Origin of the sequence: Bacillus sp. GbtcB14 (assembly GCF_019091205.1) — a bacterium.
Taxonomy (GTDB): domain Bacteria; phylum Bacillota; class Bacilli; order Bacillales; family Bacillaceae_G; genus Bacillus_A; species Bacillus_A cereus_AG.
The window spans coordinates 1-3,676 of record NZ_JAGXJT010000035.1; the positions used below are offsets into that span (position 1 = coordinate 1).

The following is a 3,676-nucleotide window of genomic DNA, read 5'->3' on the forward strand; positions in this document are numbered from 1 at the left end:
AATCCTTTTTATTAAGTTAGTTTTATAGATTTCAATAGCAAGAAGACTTAACCAAAGTGCACAGATTGTTGACATAATAAACCGTGTAAAACAAACATGCTATATAAATATTTCATTTCCTTAAACAGTTTAAAGTTAATTTGGCAAAGTACGGAAAACCTTATTCATAAAACAGAAAAAAGATTCCTGAGCAATAATCAGGAATCTTTTTTCTAACTTATCCAGCACAGCAAGATAATTTCGAAACATCTTTATCAAAAGTTAGGACAGCCAGCTTCAATCCTTCTGCCATTGTTAGATATGGAGCCATCGTTTCTCTCAGATCTCCAACAGTTAAACCGAATTTCACAGCTAATGTTGCTGCATAAATTACGTCTCCTGCGTTTTCTGCCACTACATGCGCCCCTAACACTTTCAATGTTTTCGCGTCTGCCACTAATTTGAAAACACCTGTTGTTTCCCGATTAACGAGCGCTCTTGGAACAGCATCCAACGGCAATACCGATGTTTTCACTTCATATCCTTTTTCTTTTGCCTGTTGCTCCGTTAAACCAACCGTTGCAATCGATGGAGAAGTAAACGTAACGCCTGGAACCACTTCTAAATTGACCTTTTGATTTAGTCCTCCGATTGCATTACGAGCAGCAAGTCCACCTTCATAAGCAGCTACATAAACAAATTGGGGACCGGGAGTGACATCTCCAGCTGAATAAATTCGGGAATTGGTCGTTTTAAGATAATCATCAATGACAATTTCACCACGGGAACCAACTTCAACGCCTGCTGCATGTAAGTTTAATGATTCTGTATTTGGTTTTCTTCCAGTGGCAATTAGCAATTGTTCTGCTTCAATAATTCGCTTTTTACCATTTATCTCAACATGAACTTTTTTAATGTCTCCATCTTGCTCAACTCGTTCATAGGTTGCTCCTGTTACTAAATTAATTCCCTGTTCTGTTAAGGCCTTAGTAATGGCTTCTGAAATTTCAGGATCGTATTCTTTTAATAGACGCTCGCTTCTTTGAATCAAAGTGACTTCTGACCCGAGGTTATGAAATAGTTGTCCTAATTCCATGCCGATATATCCTGAACCAATTACGGTAAGACGATTTGGAACCTTCTTTAATTCCAATAAGCTAGTGCTTGTTAAATAATCTACTTCATCTAATCCGGGAATATTAGGTGCAGTTGAAGAAGCACCTGTAGCTATTAAAAATCTTTTGGCTGTGATTTGATTGCCATTTACTTCAACTGTATTTTCATTTACGAATGTTGCTTCACCTTTTATTAATTCAAAACCATAATCATCAATTAAATTCACATATTTTTCATTTCGCATCTCGGTTACTAAATCATTCTTTTGTTTTACTAATGGCGCTAAATCAACATTTGAAGCCGAAGTGTGTAATCCCACAAATGGATTATTTTTTGCTAGATGATTGTTTTCCCCTGCTCTTAATAAGGTCTTAGAAGGAACGCATCCGACATTTACGCAGGTTCCACCCACCGTTCCACGCTCAATCATAGCCACTTTTGCGTTCAAAGCAACGGCTTCAATGGCAGATGAAAAGGCAGCTCCACCAGAACCGATGATGATGTAATCATAATCATAGTTACCTTCATCATTTAAACTTACATCTGTCCTTTTTTCCGATTGCACTTGTATTTCTTCTGCTTCGCCCGGTTGATATTGTGCGTCAGTAATCGCTGTTTTCGCGATATCAATGTCTACATCATACGGTAGTTCAAACAGTGCTTCTCCGCGACGAAAGTCTACTTCAATCCCTTTTGCACCTGCATTTTCAAGAGCAACCGCAATATGTTCTTCACAACCAGTGCAGGTCATTCCTTCAACGTTTAGCCGATATTTTTTCAATAAATTCGTCTTTTGTTCCGATTGAAATTCTTCTGCTTCGCCCGGGTGATAGTTTGCGTCAGCAATCGCATTTTTCGCGACTTCAACTTTCACGTCATCAGGAAGCTCAAATACAGCTTCTCCACGGCGAAAATCTACTTCAATCGCTTTTGCACCCATGTTTTCAAGAGCGACAGCTACATGCTGTTCACAACCCGAACATGTCATTCCTTGCACGTTCACTCGATATTTTTTCATGGTAAAAATATCCTCCTTTTATTCGACGGGGAGACCCAAGTCTGAAACCTCCGTCTTAATTGCATCTAAATTGGTTTTCGTATCATCAAAAGAAACCGTTACTTCCGCGGTGCTTCCATTAACTTTAATGGCTGTTTTGCCAGCACCTTCAACCTGTGCAATGGCATCTTCCACAACTGATGGCGGGCAGCAATCCATCCCTGCTATAACCATGAATGTCCCCGTCTTCTCAGCTTCAGTAATAGCTTTTACATCCTTCTCTGAATTCATAGCAGTTGTTTTCACTTCACTCTTAGATACTTCAGTTTTTTGGACTTCTTGTTCGTTACTGCATGCACTAACCACTAGCATAAGGGATAGCAACATCATAATCCTGATTATTTGTACTTTCACATAATACACCCCATTTTTTATAGTCAACTTTCAACTGAAAATAAGAAAAGAAACATGGTAAAAACAAGGAACGTTGTAATCCATAAGCCAATGACAGAACTTTTCCTTTTACCCTTTCTTCCATAAACCATATAAAAGGAGTACGCAAGAAGGACAATGGTAACGATGCTGAACAATAACCGATACTTCAACGAGTAGAATGCGATTGCGCCTGCAAACCCAGTGAGTCCAAGGGGAATCAAGATTAGTGGACCCAGGCAACAACCCGCCATAACAAAAGCTGAAAATACAGTGGCTACTTGTGAAACTTTTTCTTTCATGACTTGAACTTCTCCATGCTGCAACAATCATGTGTGGTTGTATCTTTCTTTGTTTCCTCTTTTGTTTCTGGATCAAGTTTTCTCCAGCCCTTGAAAAGAGCGAAAACGAATAACAGACCCATCATGATGAAAATAACATTTTTAAATTCCGTGAAGTATGATCCCAGTGCTGTTCCTGCAATCAACGGAAGTAGTAAAAACAGATGACACGGGCATGTGATGAGTGCGACAAGAAACCAACCTGAACTTTTTATTATGTTTTTCATTTCTGTTTCACCTCTTATTTCTTCATCAGTGTTTCAATAATGGGGCATTCGTAAATATCTTTGTTTTCGGGACATCTTTCTTTAAGATCCATCAGCATTCGTTCAATCCTTTTAAGATCTTCAATTTTACGTTGAATGTCCTCTATCTTCAAAATAGTGAAATCATACATATCACGACACTTCGCTTCATCGCGATCGACAACCCCTAGCAATTTATCAATTTCATTTAAGGTAAATCCTAATTCCTGCATTCGTTTTATGAAATGCAATCGATCGACCGTTTGTTGGGAATACATTCGGTATCCTTTTTCCGTACGTTCAGGCTCTGGAATTAAGCCTAAACGCTCATAATATCGAATGGTCTCCTTGTTAACACCGCACTTGTCAGCCAGTTCTCCGATACGAAATTTCATACGTCTCACCTCACTTACAGCATAAACCACGTACCTTAGTACAGGGTAAATATATAGTTTACTTCATTCATGAGATTTTACTTACCCTTAGAGCCAGATAACGTGCCGCCAAAAACAGCAGCCCCAACCTCAAAGGCTTCCGCAAGAGTCAGCTTGTCCTTCGCCGTTGTT

At 39.0% G+C, this 3,676-nt stretch carries 5 protein-coding genes and 1 pseudogene; all 6 read right to left on the reverse strand.

Annotated elements, in window-relative coordinates:
* Positions 1-217: 217 nt before the first annotated feature.
* Positions 218-1,876, reverse strand: a complete 1,659-nt coding sequence (merA, locus tag KVT31_RS29120) for a mercury(II) reductase (RefSeq protein ID WP_308162521.1) — start codon at positions 1,874-1,876, stop codon at positions 218-220.
* A 57-nt stretch (positions 1,877-1,933) separates the two neighbouring features.
* A pseudogene (locus KVT31_RS30780) lies at positions 1,934-2,113 on the reverse strand (heavy-metal-associated domain-containing protein); the annotation flags it as partial.
* Positions 2,114-2,131: 18 nt separating this feature from the next.
* A complete protein-coding gene (merP, locus tag KVT31_RS29125) occupies positions 2,132-2,506 on the reverse strand; it encodes a mercury resistance system substrate-binding protein MerP (RefSeq protein ID WP_000867937.1) in 375 nt (124 codons plus the stop codon).
* 23 nt (positions 2,507-2,529) lie between these two features.
* Positions 2,530-2,826: a mercuric transport protein MerT gene (merT, locus tag KVT31_RS30825; RefSeq protein WP_000660891.1), complete on the reverse strand. Its 297-nt coding sequence runs from the start codon at positions 2,824-2,826 to the stop codon at positions 2,530-2,532.
* Complete coding sequence (merE, locus tag KVT31_RS29135) at positions 2,823-3,110, reverse strand: mercury resistance MerE (RefSeq protein ID WP_254912385.1); 288 nt, start codon at positions 3,108-3,110, stop codon at positions 2,823-2,825. Before merE ends, merT begins: the two co-directional genes overlap by 4 nt.
* A complete protein-coding gene (gene merR1 / locus KVT31_RS29140) occupies positions 3,107-3,505 on the reverse strand; it encodes a mercury resistance transcriptional regulator MerR1 (protein WP_000672080.1) in 399 nt (132 codons plus the stop codon). The genes merE and merR1 overlap by 4 nt, the downstream gene beginning before the upstream one ends.
* Positions 3,506-3,676: the final 171 nt, after the last annotated feature.

Coding starts and splice junctions, on each gene's coding strand:
- merT (WP_000660891.1), bottom strand. CDS start 2,826: ATGAAAGAAAAAGTTTCACAAGTAGCCACTGTATTTTCAGCTTTTGTT.
- merR1 (WP_000672080.1), bottom strand. CDS start 3,505: ATGAAATTTCGTATCGGAGAACTGGCTGACAAGTGCGGTGTTAACAAG.